This is a genomic window from Gemella sp. GH3, from assembly GCF_013415425.1.
GTDB lineage: Bacteria > Bacillota > Bacilli > Staphylococcales > Gemellaceae > Gemelliphila.
The window spans coordinates 24,478-40,434 of sequence record NZ_JACBYC010000024.1 but is presented as its reverse complement, the minus strand read 5'-3'; the positions used below and the strand labels follow the sequence as shown (position 1 = coordinate 40,434).

Here is a 15,957-nt window from a genome sequence, read left to right as displayed (position 1 = left end):
AGAAATTTTATGGAAAAAACAATTTTTGAAAAAATATTAGATAATGAATTACCTAGCTACAAAATTTATGAAGATGATTTTGTTTATGCATTTTTGGACATATTTCCTGTTACAAAGGGTCACACTCTAGTTATCCCCAAAAAACATTGTAAAAACATTTTAGATTGTGACAGTGAAACTGCCAGTCATATAGGGGCTGCACTTCCAAAAATAGCTAATGCTGTCAAAGACAGTTTTGGAGCAGACGGAGTTAACATATTCCAAAATAATGAAGAATTTGCTGGACAAGTTGTATTCCACCTTCATTTCCATATAGTTCCTAGATATAAAGACAAAGATTTACATTTTGATAATTTAGAAATAAAATATCCGTCAGAAAAACTTTCTGATGAACAATTCATAGAAATTCAAAAAAGAATAGTATCTAAACTATAAAAAATAATATAATTATACAATAAACAAGAAAAGCGATACACACAATTATTATGTGTATCGCTTTTCTTTTAAGCTAGCATATTACTTTCTTGTAATATTGTTGTAGCTAATTCTTCTTTTGTTTCATTTACTAAGATAATAGGTCCTGTACAACCCATTCCACTTTCGGCATAAACACCTTTTTGCCATAATATTTTTACAGCATCTTCTAAGTCTAAAATATCTACTCCTGCTATAGAAGCTGTAACAGTTTCTTTAGGAGGCATAACTACTTTTTCATCACTAGTTGATGTTTGTTTTTTATTTTTTAATTCTCCTAATATTTGTTCTAAACCTGCTTTTTTAGCTTCTACAAATTCTTTTTTAGCTATTTTATCGACTTCTCCTAAAGCTACTTCATAAGCATATTGTAGTGATTTTGCTACTACTGTTGATCCTGATGCTCGTGATAATATTAGAATTTTTCTAGAATAGTCCTCACCAATACCTGGACCGTATCCATAACCTTGAGCTTCATAATCTCCTCCTGTATGATAAGAAGAGAACAGCTTCATAAATATATTGCCAGTTAAAGAGTCTGTAATCATAACATCAGGAGTTCCCATAAGTAAATCATTACCACGCATTATTGAGCCTCCATCAGATCTTTGTGATTCTGTAAATTCAAAATTATAGCCATTGTTTTTTAGATTTAATAGTGTTTTTTCTACTTGACGTGCCCCATCAATATTTATTATCCCTACCGTAGGTTCTTTTATTCCTATTGATTTTGCTGTAGCAATACCGTAAATAGCGTTCCTTACCATTGCTTCTACTCTATCTGTAGAAGATGTTCCTGTAGTAGTTGCAATAAGCATTTCTTTTCCTTTTGCTGGTGTTATCACACGTCCTACAGTAGAAACACCTATAGGAAAGTTATAATGTAATGTTACACACGATGCTATTTCTCCAGTGTCTAATAACTGTTCCATTATCTTATGGCTTTCTTCTTCTGTAGTAGCTTTATAACTTTCAAAATCTTCGTGTCCTTGACCTATTAAAACTATGTCAAACAAGTCATTTTTCGCCAATTTTGCCCCTGCTATAAGATTTTCTGTACCGTGTTCACTTCCTAGAGTGGTTAATCCTACTTTAAGTTTTTTTCTAAAATTTCCTGTTTCTATAGAATCTGCTAGTTCTAATAAAACTTCTGAAACTATTTTTTTACTCATACAGCATCACCTCTACTCTTCTACTATATTTTGAGCAAATTTTCTTATTGATTCTGCTATAATTTTTCTTATTTCATCTTTCGACACAGTATTAGTTTCTTCTGTTATTCCGCTATTTCTCTCTACTATAAATGATGCACCATCAAACTGGTTAGTCATTCTTCCTAAGAACAGACTTCCCTTACCTATAACCATAGCTCTATTCTTATCTCCAGTAGTAAGATCATCCATCATAAATCCTAAATAAGGTACACCTGATGGAATATGTCCTTGTGTTGGCGCCCATCCTGGAAGTCCTTTATTCTCAATAAATGATTTCAAGTCTTTCTTCTCTATATCGCCTCTCATTACTGCTAATGCACCAATCATTTTGTAATTAGCTTCTGGAACATTTCCTGCACCAGCCGCTTTAGTTATATCAGGGTTTTGCATTTCTACTGAAAATACATCAACATCTGTAACTTTTAAACCTGCTTTTTCTAAACCACTTATTACTAAAGCAGACATTACTGCTTGTGGTGAAGATCCTGTTCCAACATTATGCTTTCCTACTAAATCTGTTCTGACTACTGGACTCTTGCCATCATTTTCAGAAACTAGTACTGCAAATCCACCTAAAACATCTTCTAAAACAGGTAATCCTTTTTTTACATGATCTTTGGCATTCATACCTAATTTTGCACTTGCTCCACCAGCTACTACTAATACATTCTTATAAACTTTAGCTTGAACTAGAGATGAAGCATTTATCAACGCATGAGCTGGTGCCGCACAGAATCCACGCACGTCAGACCCTGTTGCATTAATCAAGTTACATGTTTCTGCTATAGCTTTGGCAAAATTTCCTCCTCCACGTTGGTTAATATCTCCACACGCCTCTTCTGAACATTCTATAACATAATCAATATCTTCTAATCTAGTGTCTGTATTCTTAAATAATTCTAATACTGATATTACTCCTGAAGCTTTTACTACTAGATTTTCAAATATAACATGAGCATTTAAATTGACATCTACGTCGTGAGCTTTTTTTATGTATCCCACTATTTTTCCATCATTAATTAATGGTTGACTACCACTTTCTAACGTAGAAACATCACTACCTTTTAATTTATCAAATAGGTAACTTAATTCAGGGAAATTTTCTTCAATTTTAGGTTTTACAGCAGTAACAAACTCTTCTGATAACTTCACCAAATCAAATGTATCACAAAGTTGCATAATAGCTATGAACTCATCTTGCGGAACTATTTGACCAAATTTACCAAATCTATTTCCTTGGTAATCTTTAATATCATACCATGGCATAGGATAGTTATTTAAATCTTCTGGTTTTTTATTACCTATATATACTTGATTAGGTAAATAGTTTACTACTTCATCGTAAGTTCTAATATGATTTTTTACTTCTTTTAAAAATTCTGAATCAGGATTTGTTATTTTTTCTATTTCACAAGTTGATCCATTCTCAACTATCATATCAGGTGTATGAATTAATACATATCCTGTTCCTTTAAATACTGGATAGTTCATTTTTCATTTTAGGAGAGAAGACTAAGTAACCCTTCTCTCCTATCCCCTTTCTTTTGTTATGCAGTATTACTCAAATACTGTTTGTCCTTCAACTTCTGTAGTTAAGGCTTTTAGTGCTTTTTCTACTAATTTTCTTCTTAGTTTTTTCTCATCAGCTTTATCTAATGCTGGATTACCTAATGGATGAGGTATAGCGATTGTTGGTACTATTCTATTAGCTCCAACTGTTAACGAAATAGGAACTACTGTACACATATGTACTACTGGTATTCCTGCTCTTTCGATTTCTTTAACCATCGTTGCACCGCAACGAGTACACGTACCTCAAGTAGATGTTAAGATAACAGCTTGAACTCCATCTGCAAGTAATTTTTGACTAAACTCTGAAGCATATTTTTTCGCACTTGCTACTGCAGTACCATTACCTACTGTAGTATAGAATTTCTCGTGTAATTCTCCTACTACACCCTCTGCAACTAAATCTCTCATCACATCAACAGGTAATACTCTATCTGCATCTAAATTAGCATAAACTGGGTCATATCCTCCGTGAGCTGTTTCGTGAGTTTCTTCCGTTAAATCTTTGAAATCTGCAATAGAATATTCTCCATATTTTGAAGCAGAAGAAGATTCAATATGATCTGGATTTCCTTTAGGTACAATACCTCCAGAAGTTACCAAAGCAATCTTTATTTTTGATAAATCTTTGATCGCAGCATTTGGCTCAACTCTATCGAAATCAGGCATAGGATACTCTGTTTCGAACTCTTCTCCTTTTATTTTCTTAATAAGCATATCTACTGCACGTTTAGATCCTCTTTCTTCGTGGAAGAAATTAGTTCTTATACCTCTTGCTATATATCCTTCTTCTTTAGGAGATAGTATTTCCTCTCCTTTAGCAAATTTTGCAGCAAATCTAGCTAATTTAGGTAAACTCTTTCTCATACCAGCTGCACTATCTGCTGTTTCGATAATGTAGATATCTTTTTTGTACATATCTACTCCTGGATTTTCTATGTACATAGCTGTTACAGCAGGAATATTAAGTTTTTCTTGAACTAATTTAGTTATAGTTCCTGCAGCAACTCCGTAACGCCCAGCATTAAACGCAGGTCCTGCTATAAATAATTGTGGGTTCTCACGTTCAATCATTTTAATTAAAATATCTTGTGCAACTTCTAAGTTTTCATTAAAGTAACTATCACCACATACTACAGTAGCTACTACTTCAAAATCTGTTCCTAATCCTGCTTGTAGCTGTGTAGATATAGGTGGCAATTCTTTTCTAAGTTCTGGTTCGATATGAGCCTTCTCTTCTCCACCAACTCCAGCAAAAAATTGATTTATATAATGTACTACTCTAATTTTCGACATTTTGCTTATCCTCCTTTTACCAAATCTATCCTCGTATATCTTGCATTTCTTGAGAAATTTCATCCACGTCTAGAACCATTTCCATCATACCCATTTGTTCTTCATAAACAGCTTGATCAAATTGTTCTTTTACTTCTTCTTCTAATACATGATACACAGCTAAGTTTAATGCAACTCCTGCTAAAACTCCTGCAAATGTTGGATCTCCAACAGTTACTGTTTCAGCTGCTAGACCAGCAGCTTCGGCTTCTGATGCACCTAGTAATACCACAACGTTTTCTGCTCCATATTTATCAGCAGCTTCTTTAACACGTTTTTGGTTTTCTAAGTCCATAGCGCCTGCAGCCGTTCAGACAAAACACTCAGTAGATGAAAATACTACTTCAGTCCCCTCTATAGTTTTTACGCATTCTTCTATAGCTAATCCCGGAATTCCGTCACGGTCTCCGATAATAACTATCTTTTTATTTTTTAGACTACTCATTATCTTTTTCCTCCATTAATTAATATGTTTTTGTTGATAAATATCCAAATCCTGTTTCATTTGTTGAACCTGTAATAGCTTGAATTTCTACTTCTATAGTTCCATCTTCTCTTAGAGAATCTTGATTTCCTCCAGCTATGACATTAACAACATCTATATGTCCTATAATTTTATCTAGTTTAGGCAGAACTACTACTTCATTAGCATTTCCTCCAGTAACTACTGCATCAGCTTTTGCGTCTGCATCTGCTAAACTTTGACTTGCTCCGTCTTGACCTGCATATTCATCGGTAACGATAACAGTTTTTATATTTTCATTTTCTATTTTTTTACAGTTCATTATTAAGTCTGTATCTGGATTACCAAATCCTTCTTGTGAGATTATTACGGCATCTAATCCTAAATAACTACTTAATTTTGCAGTCCAGTTAGAAGATCTTTCTTTGTCCATTAAATAAACATTTTCGTTAGTAATTATAACTCCTAAGAAGTTAATTTCTTTACCATGTTTTTCATATAAATCTTCAACAATTCCATTATTTAAGTGTACGTATGTTGGGTTTTTATCACACGCTGACACACAGTTTCCACTAACAATTGCCCCGTCCATTAATTCTGTAGGATAAAGGATAGTAGGAACTATTTGTTTTGCATCTACACCGTAAACATAAGTATCATGTAATAATCCTTGTGTTTGTAACATATATACGTATCCAACTTTAGGTAAATCTGGATATTCTGCTATTTGCTCTAACAATGGTCTTGTTTCATATACTACTGTTTCTTCTGGCTCTAAATTACGAGCTAATTCTCCTAAATATTTAGCAGCTTTGAACCCAATATATCTAACAGCTTTTTCGTGATCATGTTGTTTTACATTGTCTGCCGGCTCTGCTATAACTACTAAATTATTTAATTTAGAAAATGGTGTATAATCAGCACCTATTCCAGTCATATCAATAATGCCTTCTTGGAATCCTACTATCTTACCTGTAGTAACTACTGCCATACCTTTTAGTGCTATAGTTTTACCTTCTCCTACTGTATCTACTTTAGATAGTATTCCTGGGAAAATTCCTCCTCGCCCTTCTACTTTTACTCTAGGCTCTATTACATCTTTTACAGGTGTTATACGGACACTTTCCCCTGGCTTAGCTATATCGATATCAACTGAAACAATATTCTCATCATCCCATATAGCTTTTATAAGCTCTTCTTTATTAACATACAGTATATTTCCTTCTATTTTTGACTCTGAAGAAAATTGAATGTCTTTAATTTGAATTTTTCCTAGTTCAAGACGCATATCTTGCTCCTCCTTTAATTTAAATATATTTTGTTATCAATGCTTCTATATTTTCTATAGTAGCATCATCTTTTGTAACCTCTTCTAATTTTTCACCATCTTTATATACTGCAAGTGTAGGTAACCCTAAAACTTTTTGTTTAATGGCTAATCTTCTAGCTTTTGTTGTTTCCAAAGAAACAAATTTCATATTTCCACTATATTTTTCTGCTAATTTATGAACTTCTGGTAAAAGTGCCTTACAAGGTTCACATCCCTCACTCCAAAAATCTACAAAAACATAACCTTCTGCTTCTAAAACCTCTGCTTCAAAAGTAGTTTTATCTACTGCTAACATATTTTAGCCCTCCTAATTATTTATTATTCAAATTTTTCACTAATGTATCTTTCTGCCATAATAGCTGATACCGCCCCATCAGAAGCAGCTGTAACTACTTGACGTATTTCTTTTATCCTACAATCACCTGCAACAAAAACTCCTGGAACACTAGTTTTTGTATCTTCACTAGCGATTACATAGCCATTACTATTTAAATCTACTTTATCTTTAAATAATTCTGTTTGTGGTACATATCCTATAAAGATAAATAATCCCATAGTTCCATCATCTTCATCAGCTTCTATTTCATAAACTTCATCTGTATCTAGGTTTTTGAATACTATTGCTTCTAAAATACCATCACCTTTTACCTCTTGTACTACTGTACGAGTCTTAATAGTAATATTAGGCGTATTTTGAGCTTTCTCTAAAATTATATTTTCACATTGGAAATCTGATAGCATATGAACTATATTTACCGAACGTGCAAATTTAGACAAGAATATAGCTTCTTCTATAGCACTATTTCCTCCACCTACAACATATACATCTAAGTCCTGGAAGAAATCCGCATCACAGGTTGCACAATAAGATACACCTTTACCTGATAATTCTTTAATACCTGGAGCATCCATCTTTCTAGGCGTTGCTCCTGTAGCTATAACTACTGCTTTAGCAGATAAATCTCCACTCTTACATTTAACTATTTTTTCATCACCAGAAAAGTCTACTTCTATAACCTCTTCCTTACGAATCTCCGCACCAAAACTCTTAGCTTGTTCTAGCATTCTATTTATCAAGTTTGGACCTGTAGGATTTTCTATTGATCCTGGATAATTCTCAATAAGGTGTGTCGAAGCTGCTTGACCTCCATTTTTACCTTTTTCCAAAACTAATGTTTTAAGTTTTGCTCTTGATGCATAGAGTGCAGATGATAGACCAGCCGGTCCCGAACCTATAATTATTAGATCAAAATGTTCTGCCATATAGTACCTCCTTTTTAATTTATTATTCTCTTTATAGCATTTATTAATAAGTCATAATCTATAACACTAAAATCATCTTTTACCTTATCATTCCAAGTGGGCGTTACTTTATTTTTTTTGAATTTAATAAAAGTATCTATAGCTTCAGATATTAATGTTACAGAATTATAGTTTAAGCTATCATTCTTAGTCACCAAAATAGTCCTATAAATAGTTTCATTTGGCTTTACACTTCCATATAAAGGATGTGTCAATATTTCATAATTTTTATGAACATAATCACGAGTTATTTCTAAAATATGAAAATAATCTGTATCATAATATTCTATTTTTAAATTTTTTATATCTAGTTTTTTAAATCTTGGATTATTAGTTATTAAAATCATAATTAACTCCTAATAAAAACAACAGAAAGAAATAATATCAAGCATTTCTTTCTGTTGTTTAATAGTTATTAAATTTCAGAATTTGTCCGACTGTGGTTCTTTTACCTGAGAATTTCATTAGAAATTGCTAATTACTAACTTGTACCTTCGGTGCTCGAATGAGACTCTCCCACACTCATCAACCATATTTTCTTTATTGAGTAATCGATTACTATATTTATATTATATATCAACTTTTATAAAATGTCTTGTTAGATATATAACAGTTTTTGATTTTTTTTTATTTTTTTTAACTTTTTTTTAAAAAATTTTATCTATTTTGAATTCATACAATTTTTTCTTAATAATTTATTAACTAAAAAAATTTTTTAAAATTATGTATTGACAAAATAAATCATTAAATGTAAAATAGTAATCAAATTAAATAACACTTATTTGATTATAGACATGTTTTAAATTATTGAAATTTTTAGAGAGAGTATGTTAGCTGAAAATACTCAATTTCATTTTTAAAATTCTACTATAGTTAAAGTCAAATACATTAACTTTTATGTAAAAAAGTAAAGTGCCTTAGGCAGAATTAGGGTGGAACCACGAAATTTTATCGTCCCTTACGTTTATATTATAGACGTAAGGGACTTTTATTTTTATATTTAGGAGGAAAAAATATGTTAGATATTAAATTAATAAGAGTACAACCAGAATTAGTAAAAGAAAAAATTAAAAAACGCGGAGACGATGAAGCTGTAGTTGACACTATTTTAGAATTAGATAAAACTCGCCGTGAATTATTAGTTAAGGTAGAGGATTTAAAAGCTCTACGTAACAAAACTAGCGAAGAAATTGCTATTTTAAAGAGAAAAAAAGAAGATGCCTTGGCAGTTATTAATGAAATGAAGAAAGTTTCTGATGAAATTGCTAATCTAGATTTAGAAGTTAAACAAATAGATGAAAAACTTCACAATATTATTTCTAGAATACCAAACTTAGTTTCTGATGAAACTCCTACTGGAGAAGATGAAACAGAAAACATTGAAGTACGTCGAATAGGTGAAGTTAGAGAATTTGGTTTTGAACCAAAAGCACATTGGGATTTAGTAGAAGATTTAGATATAGTTGATTTTGAACGTGCAGGAAAAGTAGCAGGAAGTAGATTTTTATTTTACAAAAATGCAGGAGCATTGTTAGAAAGAGCATTAATTAATTTTATGATTGATACTCACGTTACTGAACATGGGTACGAAGAAATGATGGTTCCTCAGCTTGTAAATAGAAATTCTCTTTTCGGTACAGGACAATTCCCTAAATTCTTAGAAGATGTCTACACTATAGAGTCAGAAGGTATGACGCTTATACCAACAGCAGAGGTCCCATTAACTAACTATCATAATAACGAAATATTAGATGAAGAAGACTTACCAAAAGGATTAACTGCATTTAGTGTTTGCTTTAGATCAGAAGCAGGTAGTGCAGGCCGTGATACAAGAGGACTTATAAGATTACATCAATTTAATAAAGTAGAACTTGTTAGATTTGCTAAACCTGAAGAATCGTATGAACAACTAGAAATTATGGCTTCTCACGCAGAGAATATTCTTAAAAAATTACAATTACCATACAGAGTAATTACTTTGTGTACAGGAGACACTGGATTTTCTAGTGCAAAAACTTATGATTTAGAAGTATGGCTTCCAAGTTATGACGCATACAAAGAGATTAGCTCTTGCTCTAACTGTACTGATTTCCAAGCACGTCGTGCAAATATAAGATTCCGTAGAAAAGATACAGGAAAAGTAGAATTTGCTCATACGTTAAACGGATCTGGGCTAGCAGTTGGACGTACGGTTGCTGCAATAATAGAAAACTATCAAAATGAAGATGGATCTATTACTATACCTGAAGTTTTAAGACCATATATGAGAAATATGGAAAAAATAGAAAAGAAATAGTTCTAAATTAAAATTATAAAAAGATATGTAGAATTTATACTCTACATATCTTTTTGTTTTAAATATTAACTTCCATTATGTAATCTGTTTGCTTATCACTACCGAGATAAAAATTATGTTTTCCTATTACTCTAAAATTTAGTTTTTCATAAAACTTAATTGCTTGATAATTATGTTCCCAAACACCAAGCCAAACTTTACTTTTACATAGTTCTTTTGCTTTATCTAAAGAAAAATCAATAAATTTCTTACCTAATCCTTTACCTTTGTATTGCTCTAAAATGTAAATACGTTCAATTTCTAAATAATTTTCCCCCATATTTTCTGTCTGAGAATCACCAATATTTAACTTCAAAAAGCCTGCAACATTCTTATCATAAATTACAAAATAGAAAAAACTATTTTTATTAATTAACTGATTTTTCAACTTTTCTAAAGTTATATTATTGTTTATATATTCAGTTAAATTTTCCTTCAAGTTATCTTTCTCAAAAGTTTCTAAAAAAGTTTTTTCACTAATTTGTTTTATTTTCTCTAAATCTTTAATACTACACTCTCTTATCATAATACCTCTATTATTATACAACTAAAATAAAAATTAAATATATGTTACATACTCGTAAAACACAATACTGTATGAAATAAACATTTATCTATAAATAATAATTTTTCAAACAATTATTTATAGATAAATTTACTAAATATTTTATACTCCCCAAGCTCTTAATCCTTGGCTATTGTATGCTTTAACTGCTGCATTTATTTGATCTTCTACTGTAGCTGTTGATCCCCAACCTGGCATAGTTTGGAACAATCCTGAAGCTCCAGAAGCATTACGAGCATTTACTTGACCGTTAGATTCACGAGCAATTATGTACTCCCACGTCGATGCAGATACCCCTGTTCTTGCTTGCATTTGTTGTGCTGCATAAGATCCAACAGATCCTGCTGTATTACCATTAGATAATACTACTGATCCTCCACCATAAGAAGCATATTGTTGCGTATTAACATTATTGCCACTATATGATGATGCTACTGCACCACCTACTCTTTCTTTCGTTCCAACTTTAACTACTTCTTTAACAGGTTCAACAGTTACATTTTCTGATACTACTGATTCAGATACAATGTTTCCATTCTCTTTAACAGTTTCTTTAACGATTTCTTTTTCTCCGTCTTTTCCAGAAGTTACTACTGCTCTTTCACCTACATACATACTATCATCTTTTTCTTCTACAGTTTCAAAAGCAATAGTTTCTTTTGTTACGTCTTGCACCTTATCAACTCTAGTAATAGTTATAGTATCTACAAATCCTACCTCTGTCGTTAAATCAGGTGTCACTTTATCATTTTCACCTAATTTTATTTCTAACTCTTTTAAGATATCTTCAACTTTTTTATAAGTAGTTTTACGTGTTTCTACTTTATCACCATCTTTAATTACAATATCACGAGCTTTATAAACCCTTATAGTTTCTCCTTTTGTAATATGTGTATCAGCTGAAGGTTCTACTCTATCATAATTACCTAATTCGATACCTTGTGATGATAGTATATCTCTAACTGTTCCTTTTTTTACTTTAACTCCTATAGTGTTATCATCTAAATGAATTGCAAGAGCTACCTTATTATACTCCTCGTTAGCAATATAAGCTCCTGATGATAAAACTGTAGTAACTGATAATGCTACTACTATTTTCTTAAATTTTGACATTTTTCTCTCCTAATTTATATTTTAAATAACTTACAAGCATTCGTATAAGTTGCTTTTACTAATTCTTCGTAACTCATATCTCTTAAATCTGCTATTTCTTGAGCTACATATTTAACGTAACCTGTCTCATTTCTTTTACCTCTAAAAGGTACTGGGGGTAGATACGGACAATCCGTTTCTATTAACAATTTATCTAGAGGGCATGCTTTAGCAACTTCTTTAGGTTGTTTAGCATTTTTATAAGTAACTGGTCCTGCCAAGGAAATATAAAAATTCTCTTTTAAAGCTATTTTCATGCTATCTACAGATCCAGAAAAACTATGCATAATACCACCTATTTCTTTGGCATTTTCTTCTTTTAAAATTTCCAAAACATCTCCCACAGCATCTCTACAATGAATAACTATAGGTTTATTAACCTCTTTTGCTAGTGTTATCATTTTACGAAATACATATTTTTGAATATCTTTAGGGCTCTTATCCCAATAATAATCTAGTCCAATTTCTCCTATAGCCACTACTTTTTCATTAGTAAGTGCTATATTTTTTATCATTTCATATTTTTCATCTGTAAAATCAATAGCTTCTACTGGATGCCAGCCTACTGTTAAATAAATCTCATCATACTTTGATGCAATTTCTAATGCACTCTTTATGCTTTTATCATCAAACCCTACAACATTAATAAGTTTAACACCGTTATCCTTTGCTCTTTGTATAGTTTCTTCTAAATCATCTTTAAAAGCATCATCATTTAAGTGCGCATGCGTATCAAATAACATAATCTCACTCCTTGACTATAGAGATTATATCAAACTATCTTTTCAAATTAGTATCTATATTATTTCGTTTTTATTACAAAATTGTAATTATAGTGTTAAAAAAATAGAAATCATATCTTTTAATATGATTTCTATTTTTATCTTTTTTAAAAATTTAACTCCGTTTTAAAATCTTGTAGATTATTTACCATAGTGGCTCCCATTTTTATATATTCATTTAATGATATACTCATCTTATCTCCAAATCTGCCAGGAAGACAGAAAACAGATATACCTATATCTAATGCATAATCAATAGTGCGTGATGTTCCACTTCTAATACCCGCTTCAGTAACTAAAAGTGCCGAACTAAAACCGGCAACAAGTCTATTTCGCTCCAAAAACCTATATTTTCGTATTTTGGCCGTAGGAAAATATTCTGATATTATTAAATGCTTTTTTCTCATAATATCATATAGGTATTTATTTCCTTCTGGATAAACTGTATTATGCCCATGAGCGATTACACCTATAGTATAACCTTTATTTCTAATAGTTTTTTGATGAGCCAAACCATCAACTCCCATAGCTATACCACTAACTATAACAAAATTATTATCTAATAAAAATGGAATTATTACATCTAATGCTCTCTCAGAATATTTAGTATTATTTCTTGTGCCGACTATTGACATTTTTCGTCGAAATAAAAATAAGTCTTTATTTCCTCTATAAAATATAATAAAAGGATAGTCATATAAACGGAAAAATTCTTGTGGATAATATTCATCATCAAAAAAAATATACTCTACATTATAAAATTCAAAATATTTTTTATAATTAAAAGTCATATTGTACTGAAATTTTGCAAAGCTCTCTTCATTGTTTTTTCCAAAATAACTTACAAATTTCTTCAAAGTGATGTGCTCTAAATCCTCTAGGCATTCTATTTTTTCAAGAACTCTATGAATCTTTAATGTAGTAATGCTATCTATAGCAACTAAGGACAATAAAATTAATTTCTCTTTATCTGTTAGGATTTTATCTTTTAAAAGCTCTCTATCCATAAAAAATTTCCCCCTATGTATTTACCAAAATCTTGTAATATTCTTTTACTACTTTTTCCAATGCGTGACTTTTTATTCTACTATTTATATAAATACTGCTATTAAACTTAATATAGTTACCTAATTTACAAAAAATTTCTCCGTACGACTTTCCTAAATTATAAAGTCTATACATTTCTAATTGCCACATCAATAATGGTGTATTAAACAGCAGCTGCTCATTAAAATTTATACCTATAACTTTAGGTATATTCGTAAGTTCTATTCTTTGATTATAAAACATTCCCAAAAGTTTATTTTTTACTGTCTTATCATATTTTAACTGAACATAAATATAATTTTCTATATCTTTTCTATAAATTTGTGATAGAAGATTATCTTTTGAAATCTTAAAATTAAGAGGAAAATCTACATCCCCTAATTTACATACAGTTTTCTTACATATTGCATTTCTCTTTTTTAAATTATACGACCATAGCTGATAAAAGACTATCGCCTTATTTTCATAATCATAACCGTAGAAAAAAATACACCCTTTGTGATAGTTTAAAAAATTATCCACAAAAGGTGCATATCTAATATACAGAATTTCATTACTTTTTCTTAATTCTTTAACAAATTTATTGACGTCTATTAGCCATACCAATTTTATTTCTGCTTTTTCATATCCTAGTGTCCTTTGTTTTATAGAATCATAAGGAATAACTGATCGTTGATACTCAAAAGCTATATTTTTATCAACTAAGTAGACATCTGCTATTTGCAAACTATCATCTATTTTAAAAATATATTCTACTTGAACATCACTATACTTGTTTTTAAAATGTTGATATAAATTTTTCTTAACTTCTAAATGCTCTTTGCTCTCCTTTTTATAAGTAGTAATTTTACAATTATTGTTTTTAGAATGAGCAAAGTGCGATTGTATTTTCCTTCCTTTTTTATAAATAACTTTGTTTTTGCATAGAGGACAGATATATTCTCCTCCTTTTATAATGTCATCCTCAATAGCATTACATATTTCTCCGTTATTATTATAGGCAATATACATAATTATTACCTCCTTTACTTCATAACTTTTGCTACTATTATCTCCAATTCTACAGTTATTTTTTGTAAACTATTAATATCTTCTAATTTTATATTTTTAGAAAAAGTCAATGGCGTCATTTCTAAAAAGTTTTTAGCTTCCTCTTCATTTATTGTAAAAGTTTTTGTTATTGTATTTCTACTCAAAATTTGACAGTTCTTTTCTAACAAGATTAATGTATCATCATTACTATATTCTTGTTCATAAAATTTCTCTCTAATTTCTCGTAAATAATTTTTAGTAGGTATTATTTTTATTAACAAGCCACCTTTCTTAATTATTCTAGTAAATTCTTTATAATTAGCTGGTGTCAAAATATTCAAAACAACATCAACACTATTACTAGCAAATGGTAAATTTGATAAATTTGCTAACATATACGGGTTTTTCTTATCTTTTTTTACAGCAAACTCTATAGCATCTTTACTATTATCTATACCAAAAAAATACTTATATCCAAAATATTCTTTTAAATTTCTAATATAATACCCTTCTCCACAACCTACATCTACCAAAATGTCAAAATTGTGTCCACTAAGTATTTTCACTATTTCTAGATATATATGATTGTAAAAATTTTTATAAAAAATAAAATCTCTAGCTTCAAACAATTTATAATCATATTTACTAGATTTATAATTATTTATTAAATGTACATAGCCTTTTTTCGAAAAATCATAAGTATGATTTAAACTGCATTTCAAACTATTATTTTCTATATACATATCGTTATAACATTTTGGACAGTTATAAATTATATTACTGTTAAATTTTTTTATAACATTTTCTATCTTCATTACTATTTTTATTCTTTCTTAATTCTTTAAAAAAATTAGTCATTAACAATCCGCACTCTTCTGCTAAAACTCCTGAAATCACATTAGCATTATGATTAAAAAAACCACTATTAACTAGATTTATTTTGCTACCACAACATCCATTCTTACTATCACTAGCTCCATATATAACATTCTCTACACGGGCTTGAACAATAGCTCCACTACACATCACACAAGGCTCTACTGTAGAATATAAAAAGCTATCATCTAATCGCCAAAATCCTATCTTTTCACAAGCTTCTTTTATAACTAATATTTCAGCGTGATTTAAAACTTGTTGTTCTAATTCTCGAAGATTATGAGCTTTAGCAATAACTTCTCCTTTAACTACTAATACTGCTCCTATTGGAACTTCTCCTTTAATATAAGCCTTTTTCGCTTCTTCAATAGCTATTCGCATAAAGTATTCATGATCCATTAATTTTATTTCCTTCTTACATCCTATTATGTAATTAAATTTTATCAAATTATATAAGTATAAGCAAATAATTTCCTATTTC

The 15,957-nt window shown here is 30.2% G+C and carries 16 protein-coding genes, 2 pseudogenes and 1 riboswitch; of the genes and pseudogenes, 2 read left to right on the top strand and 16 right to left on the bottom strand.

Annotated elements, in window-relative coordinates:
• Positions 1 to 9 precede the first annotated feature (9 nt).
• The gene (locus HZY83_RS00395; RefSeq protein WP_179942139.1) at positions 10 to 435 is read left to right on the top strand and encodes an HIT family protein; all 426 of its coding nucleotides are present in this window, start codon (positions 10 to 12) and stop codon (positions 433 to 435) included.
• A 68-nt stretch (positions 436 to 503) separates the two neighbouring features.
• Here HZY83_RS00395 and grdD read toward each other — a convergent pair whose 3' ends face one another.
• From grdD to HZY83_RS00355, 8 genes are all read right to left on the bottom strand, one after another.
• The gene (gene grdD / locus HZY83_RS00390) at positions 504 to 1,646 is read right to left on the bottom strand and encodes a glycine/sarcosine/betaine reductase complex component C subunit alpha (protein ID WP_179942138.1); all 1,143 of its coding nucleotides are present in this window, start codon (positions 1,644 to 1,646) and stop codon (positions 504 to 506) included.
• Positions 1,647 to 1,658: 12 nt separating this feature from the next.
• Positions 1,659 to 3,179: a glycine/sarcosine/betaine reductase complex component C subunit beta gene (gene grdC / locus HZY83_RS00385; RefSeq protein ID WP_179942137.1), complete on the bottom strand. Its 1,521-nt coding sequence runs from the start codon at positions 3,177 to 3,179 to the stop codon at positions 1,659 to 1,661.
• Between the two features lie 66 nt (positions 3,180 to 3,245).
• Entirely contained in the window at positions 3,246 to 4,553 is a 1,308-nt protein-coding gene (gene grdB / locus HZY83_RS00380; RefSeq protein WP_179942136.1) for a glycine reductase complex selenoprotein B, read from the bottom strand.
• 25 nt (positions 4,554 to 4,578) lie between these two features.
• Positions 4,579 to 5,037 (bottom strand): glycine/sarcosine/betaine reductase complex selenoprotein A, encoded by a 459-nt coding sequence (gene grdA / locus HZY83_RS00375; RefSeq protein ID WP_179942135.1) that lies wholly within the window; start codon positions 5,035 to 5,037, stop codon positions 4,579 to 4,581.
• Between the two features lie 19 nt (positions 5,038 to 5,056).
• The gene (locus HZY83_RS00370; protein WP_179942134.1) at positions 5,057 to 6,343 is read right to left on the bottom strand and encodes a glycine/sarcosine/betaine reductase component B subunit; all 1,287 of its coding nucleotides are present in this window, start codon (positions 6,341 to 6,343) and stop codon (positions 5,057 to 5,059) included.
• A gap of 19 nt (positions 6,344 to 6,362) precedes the next feature.
• Entirely contained in the window at positions 6,363 to 6,680 is a 318-nt protein-coding gene (gene trxA, locus HZY83_RS00365; protein ID WP_179942133.1) for a thioredoxin TrxA, read from the bottom strand.
• Between the two features lie 23 nt (positions 6,681 to 6,703).
• Entirely contained in the window at positions 6,704 to 7,648 is a 945-nt protein-coding gene (locus HZY83_RS00360) for an NAD(P)/FAD-dependent oxidoreductase (RefSeq protein ID WP_179942132.1), read from the bottom strand.
• Positions 7,649 to 7,662: 14 nt separating this feature from the next.
• Complete coding sequence (locus HZY83_RS00355; protein WP_179942131.1) at positions 7,663 to 8,034, bottom strand: GrdX family protein; 372 nt, start codon at positions 8,032 to 8,034, stop codon at positions 7,663 to 7,665.
• Between the two features lie 83 nt (positions 8,035 to 8,117).
• Positions 8,118 to 8,216: riboswitch (glycine riboswitch) on the bottom strand.
• Positions 8,217 to 8,702: 486 nt separating this feature from the next.
• Here HZY83_RS00355 and serS point away from each other — a divergent pair.
• On the top strand, positions 8,703 to 9,983 hold the full coding sequence (gene serS / locus HZY83_RS00350) for a serine--tRNA ligase (protein WP_179942130.1): 1,281 nt from the start codon (positions 8,703 to 8,705) through the stop codon (positions 9,981 to 9,983).
• 58 nt (positions 9,984 to 10,041) lie between these two features.
• Here serS and HZY83_RS00345 read toward each other — a convergent pair whose 3' ends face one another.
• From HZY83_RS00345 to tadA, 8 genes and pseudogenes are all read right to left on the bottom strand, one after another.
• The gene (locus tag HZY83_RS00345; protein ID WP_218925279.1) at positions 10,042 to 10,548 is read right to left on the bottom strand and encodes a GNAT family N-acetyltransferase; all 507 of its coding nucleotides are present in this window, start codon (positions 10,546 to 10,548) and stop codon (positions 10,042 to 10,044) included.
• A 141-nt stretch (positions 10,549 to 10,689) separates the two neighbouring features.
• Positions 10,690 to 10,959, bottom strand: a pseudogene (locus HZY83_RS08305) (transglycosylase SLT domain-containing protein); the annotation flags it as partial.
• A 93-nt stretch (positions 10,960 to 11,052) separates the two neighbouring features.
• Positions 11,053 to 11,700: pseudogene (locus HZY83_RS08300) on the bottom strand (ubiquitin-like domain-containing protein); the annotation flags it as partial.
• Between the two features lie 14 nt (positions 11,701 to 11,714).
• Complete coding sequence (locus HZY83_RS00335; RefSeq protein ID WP_179942128.1) at positions 11,715 to 12,482, bottom strand: TatD family hydrolase; 768 nt, start codon at positions 12,480 to 12,482, stop codon at positions 11,715 to 11,717.
• Positions 12,483 to 12,628: 146 nt separating this feature from the next.
• Positions 12,629 to 13,528, bottom strand: coding sequence for a DNA-processing protein DprA (locus HZY83_RS00330; RefSeq protein WP_179942127.1), 900 nt, complete (start codon positions 13,526 to 13,528; stop codon positions 12,629 to 12,631).
• A 13-nt stretch (positions 13,529 to 13,541) separates the two neighbouring features.
• Positions 13,542 to 14,579, bottom strand: a complete 1,038-nt coding sequence (locus HZY83_RS00325; RefSeq protein ID WP_179942126.1) for a competence protein CoiA — start codon at positions 14,577 to 14,579, stop codon at positions 13,542 to 13,544.
• A 14-nt stretch (positions 14,580 to 14,593) separates the two neighbouring features.
• Entirely contained in the window at positions 14,594 to 15,415 is an 822-nt protein-coding gene (locus HZY83_RS00320) for a methyltransferase domain-containing protein (protein ID WP_179942125.1), read from the bottom strand.
• Positions 15,384 to 15,875, bottom strand: a complete 492-nt coding sequence (gene tadA, locus HZY83_RS00315) for a tRNA adenosine(34) deaminase TadA (protein ID WP_179942124.1) — start codon at positions 15,873 to 15,875, stop codon at positions 15,384 to 15,386. Before tadA ends, HZY83_RS00320 begins: the two co-directional genes overlap by 32 nt.
• Positions 15,876 to 15,957 lie beyond the last annotated feature (82 nt).